The following is a 5,243-nucleotide window of genomic DNA, read 5'->3' as shown; positions in this document are numbered from 1 at the left end:
TTACTACGCTAATCTCGCCTCCTTCCCGGATTATATTTATCATATCCATCCACAACTTTACAGCATAGTTAAGTTTCTCATTCAAATCTTCAGGATAGAATGAATAGAGAGCAAGGGGTAGACCGTTAAAGATGGAACTAATAAATGCGTTTATTTCATTTAGTTCTTCACGACTTAAGCGCATACTCTTAAGGAGGGCCTGCTTCTTAGAATTTAAATTTTTCATTCTTGCCTTAAGAAGCATACATTCACCCTTTACGCCAAGCGGCTTAATATCAAGTATCGGTGTAATCTCCCTGTCTTCAACTAAGTGTATCGTTAGAGATCTTGTCACCTCTCTATTAACGTACGGCTCACTATTATAGATTTTGAGTCTAACATTACTAGTTAGGGATAGAGCACTTAACAACTCCCTAATAGCTGCAAGCGTTAGGGATGGCATAAAATTTATTCCATGACTTAAATCTAAATGTACAACAACTTCATCATCACAATCCAAGAAAATCTTCGATAACCTGAATAAGATATAAGCATAAAAATCGCTTAAATTTCCATCAAATCTAATAAAAACATTCCCATCGATCTTAAACCTACCCACGCCAGGAGCTACTAGAATGCTCAAATTGCTCTTCTTCAAGTCAACGCCAATCCTCTCGTTTATAAAATCGCTATATAATGAGCAAATATGATCCAAAAGATTATTATATGAGGAGATAGGCTCTTTAGCAACAGTATCCAAAATTATCACTAACACTTGGTCGGGCTTAGGATCCACGCATTCGAGAAGTAATGGAAGCGAAGAACGATTTTCAACGGATCTACCTTCATATCTATACTCTACGGGAGACCAGATAAAGGGATTACCCCATGTAGCAATAAAAATAGATCTCATACCCTGCTTAGCAATTTATGCTCTGTAGCTTAATTAAGCTTTACATACAGTAGCATTCGATGTTTATCGATAGCCTATGGAACTTTGCTTAAACACTTACATTTACCAACTGGAGATGAAAGATCCAAAAACAAGAATTAAGCCGCAAAACGTAAATAATGCATTCAACTTTCCTATGAAAGTTCCATCACGCCATACCCCAAGAGAGTCTTCGCTCCGACCCCTCTTTTAAGCATATCTTGTAGGAGATATCTAAGCTGATCGTATACAGCTTTCCCATTTAGCTTTACACCGACTATAATCCTGAAGGCAACATCTTTATTTATCGCCAGATATGTTATGGGGCTTGGTTCAGCCTCAGTCTCTCTTATCTTTCCTTCTTGCTCCTTGTATATGGGAGTTGTGACCTCAGGAACCAGAAGATTATACCTTGAGTTTATGGGATATGCGTTGAGAAATACTATGGAGGATGCTTCCTCCTTAGTTCCAAGCAGAGAAGCTAAATCCTTCTTTTCCATCTCTATGTAGGATCTGAAAGCTCCTTTAAGGGAAGATGCAGGTATGTAGGGGAGATTCAGCAAAGGATCCCATGATAAACCTACTTCAAATACTTGTTTTCCAAATATATCGTTTGCCATACCCACTATTAATCTTGATTCTGTTCTTCCCGGAAAATCAAATACAATATATCCGCATGCTTGAAGAGCTGATTTCTGTGCATCTAGAATGCTTGAAGCTTTTTTAAACACTTTATTAAGCTTTTCTGGGAAATAAGCCATTGACAATTCCTTTAATATCCTTCTTTTCCTCTCTTCTAGAATCTCCCTTTCCTTATGATCTTCCTTCCTGATTCTAGCCTTATCTTTTAAATATCCTACACTTTTCCTCCTAAGCCAAGAAAGCACATTAATGAAAGATGGATCTAAGGGGATTTCTTCAGTATACATCATGGATAAATCACCTCATACTTATAATTCATTTTCTTAAGATAATTTTCGAGGCTTGAGATTAAGCAGAGATATGCTTCTTTCACCCTATTGCCATCTACGTTTAGTGGTTTTTCACCTCGTTGTTCCTTCTCATACAATCCTTTCCATCTAATCTCAGTGGGCCAGTTGCTGGAGAGGAATAGAGTGAATAGAGCGTTTTCCTCATGAACTGCGAGATGGATTGGGCTTGCCCTTCTATTAACATTGCTTATATAGCCTGTCCCCCTCTGCTCCCTGGGAAGTCCCAGAAACCAAGCTAATCTCCTTCTCGTTATGATATCCTGACTTTTGTCAGCACTTGTTGTCTTAAATCCCATTCTTCTCAACCTCCCTGGTCTATAGAAGAAATCTTGAAGTTCAATTACCATGTCTTCTATTCTCTTCTCAGTTTTTGGCTCAACTTTTATTATTGTAAAAACTGGGACCTCTCTCTTGTCAAATAAGCTGATGGATTCCCCGATATCTGAGAGGTCGATTTTCACCCTAGATATACAGTCAAGTGGTGGTATTTCAGATACTCTTTCCACTTCAAGATTAAGGTAAGATCTTGCAGAATCTAAAGTCCCATTTATTAACTCTTTTAGCATATTGTAATTGATCTTTTTGTCTTTTAAGAACTTTCCTTCAAAACCATCAACTTCGATTGAGAATGTACCCAAACCTCTTCTTCCTCCTTTTCCTATACCATTCAAGGATAGAGCAGTTAGGAGGGATCCTAATGCAAGCTTCCTCTCATTTTCATCTATCCTTTTAACATGAGGAGATTCCTCTATTCTTATCTCTGCATAAAGATTCTCTCCATAGCTTACCTTCCATCGCCCTCCAAGCGAAAGAAGTTTTATCCTCTGAGCACTACATATATCCTTATGTCCTTTTTCACTAAAAGAAACTTTGTTTACAATTATTCTAAACTTTGAAGCTGAATTAAGGCTGCCTAATATGTTTCCTGTCTTTTCACAAATGTATTCTATTTCCGATGTACATTCTTTTTTGCATTTAAGTTTTCCAGCTTCGTATAGAGCTCCTGCTATGTAAACTCTTAACCAGTATCTCCAAAGTCCTTTAATTGATTGAGTCCTAAGGGGATCATCCTTATGGAATTGAGTATCATATCCTCCAAGAAGAAGCCAATTCTCGCTCCTCAACTTAAGGATGAGGCTCATTTCCCATCACCTTTCAACGGGGATAACGGAACCAAAGCCAAGCTCCTTTCCAACGCCTATCCCTTCCTCGTATATTTTTCTTCCTTCCACGCTTTTTTCAAGACTTATAACACTTCCTGGAATTAGGGCTTGATAAATTGGCTTTCTTTTCTTTTTCATCTCACTATACCCAACACCTAAAATCTCTATTTTTCCATAAACTTTGATGTCACCAGCCTCCCATAAGTCTTCCTTCAGTTTCTTCATAAACTCTATCCCGGTTTCATAGAGGATGGGGGATAGAACGTAGAGGAGATTTGCTTTTTCAGGGACTCTGTATATATAACTATCAACTTTTAGTATTTCGAGAAGCGAAGCCCTTCCTTCTCCTCCAAGTCTCACTACATATTTTCCAGTCTTCATTTTTTCAGACACTATATCGAATTCTATTGTAATTTCTATGTTAGCATCTCTTCCAGACAGATAGTCTATGAAATTTGCTGTGTAAATGAGTCCTCTCACTTCATCAGCTACCTTCTTCATCTCTTCAGTTCTCGTTTCTAATCCTATTCCAGTAAAAGTTAACGTTCGGGGTATAAATCCTCTCTTAATAAATTCCTCCTCCTTTAGCTCCTCCCTCATCTCTTCACAGAGCTGCTTCTTTCTCATATCTGAATAATTTGGGACATCATTCAACATTAAGAATACGCCATTCACCCTATTCTCCACATAGTAGGTAGATTTCCTCCTTAGATAGGGTCCTCTAAGCTTCATCCCTTTAAGGACCATCGAGTATGCAGAATCCCACCCCATGTGGCTTGTGTCAATATATCCAAACGTTGTTGCAATAGCCCCTGCTATTGTTGATGGACTTGGTGCAAGAAGAGAATACGCAGAGGAATAGACTCCCCTTGTACTTGGATCGAACTCTCCAGGTCCTCTAAATAAATACGGTTCAAGAACTCTAAATAAAGCTCTATACATCTACTCACCTCTCAAACCGCTATAAAGAAGTTTACAGGACTTGAAAATTTCCAGGAAGAGGGGTTTTTCAATTTCTTCTTGCGCATCATATCTCCTGATGTCTTCGTTCTCTTTTATTGTTTTCATTATTTTATTCAGGGGCTCTTCTTCTTGTAAATGTCTCTTTACTATGTATTTTATCAATTCCTCGAATATTTCCATTTCCTTCGCCTTCCACGCTCTTTCTGCCGTTTTCATGATTCTTCCACCAGATGCTTCATAAAGCAATGTTGTTGAAACCTTCTTTGATGAAATCATGTTCATCATATCCTCTAGGAATAATGTAAGATTTGTGAGTATGAATTCAGGTTTTTCCAAGGAGAATGGGATAAGAGCGTTTTCCACAGAACCCCTTGCCGAATATGTTATGACAAGAGAATCCTTCCCTTTCTTCTTTTCTCCACATATCCAAATTGATTTCTTCGCTATTTCATCAATACTTAAGGCGGAGGCTTTTACCACATCATAAAGCGGATATTTGTAGTGTGCAATATAAAGAGAATAGCTCCTCCCCATATTTCCCATCGACGGAATGTAATAGTTATTGAACTTATGAAATCTCACACCCTTGTGACTATGCGCTTCCCTAACAAAACCTCCATATGCTAATCTACTCCCGTCAATTATTTTAACCGCAGAACTAACAGGTGCTACTGAAAGAAGATCATCCCCTCCTGCATAGATTACAACTCCATTATTCTTCTCCACTATCTCTATATCCTTGAGAGCTGCTATCATTAAAGCTCTTGAAACTGAAACATGATAAGATATGCTGACGGGCAACTTCCCCATCAGTTTGATATTGTCTATAAATTTGCTGGCTTCATCTATGTTTCTCTCATCAAGACCTTTTTTACGTGCAATTTCCTTAGCTGAATTTTTGTTTTCCAGTAAAGTCTTTATTATTTCTTTTGATTCTCCCTCAAATGAGTTAACGATATAATCCTCCACTTTTACTCCAAAAATGCTGAAATCTCCTCCCATAATTTTCCCCATGTTATCCCCATCTGCCCTTATTAATGCATAGTATGTGTTTATTGGAGGAGTTAAGATCCCTTTCTCTTGAAGCTCTCCTCTGATCCGATTCCAAAGACCTCTGGGAGATATTTCATAGCCCTTCGTCTCAAGTACTGCGTCTTCCGATTCAGCAAAGAGGAAGTTTTTGAGATAATTCTTTAACTTATCGTTTATATGAAG

5 protein-coding genes are annotated in these 5,243 nt (G+C 38.1%); all 5 read right to left on the bottom strand.

Annotated features, from left to right (window positions below):
• Positions 1 to 892: CRISPR-associated CARF protein Csx1 (csx1, locus tag D6D85_RS02505; protein ID WP_125670506.1), on the bottom strand; the 892-nt coding region annotated here is incomplete at its 3' end.
• Positions 893 to 1,065: 173 nt separating this feature from the next.
• Positions 1,066 to 1,842: a type III-B CRISPR module RAMP protein Cmr6 gene (gene cmr6, locus D6D85_RS02500; protein WP_125670505.1), complete on the bottom strand. Its 777-nt coding sequence runs from the start codon at positions 1,840 to 1,842 to the stop codon at positions 1,066 to 1,068.
• Complete coding sequence (gene cmr1, locus D6D85_RS02495) at positions 1,839 to 3,044, bottom strand: type III-B CRISPR module RAMP protein Cmr1 (protein WP_125670504.1); 1,206 nt, start codon at positions 3,042 to 3,044, stop codon at positions 1,839 to 1,841. Before cmr1 ends, cmr6 begins: the two co-directional genes overlap by 4 nt.
• Before the next feature lie 6 nt (positions 3,045 to 3,050).
• Positions 3,051 to 4,007: a type III-B CRISPR module-associated Cmr3 family protein gene (locus D6D85_RS02490; protein WP_125670503.1), complete on the bottom strand. Its 957-nt coding sequence runs from the start codon at positions 4,005 to 4,007 to the stop codon at positions 3,051 to 3,053.
• Positions 4,008 to 5,243 (bottom strand): type III-B CRISPR-associated protein Cas10/Cmr2 (gene cas10, locus D6D85_RS02485; protein WP_125670502.1); only part of this gene is annotated, 1,236 nt, incomplete at its 5' end.

The organism is Candidatus Methanodesulfokora washburnensis (genome assembly GCF_003947435.1).
Taxonomy (GTDB): Archaea; Korarchaeota; Korarchaeia; order Korarchaeales; family Korarchaeaceae; genus Methanodesulfokora; species Methanodesulfokora washburnensis.
Note: the sequence above shows the minus strand (reverse complement) of the source record. Positions and strands in the feature narration are given on the sequence as shown.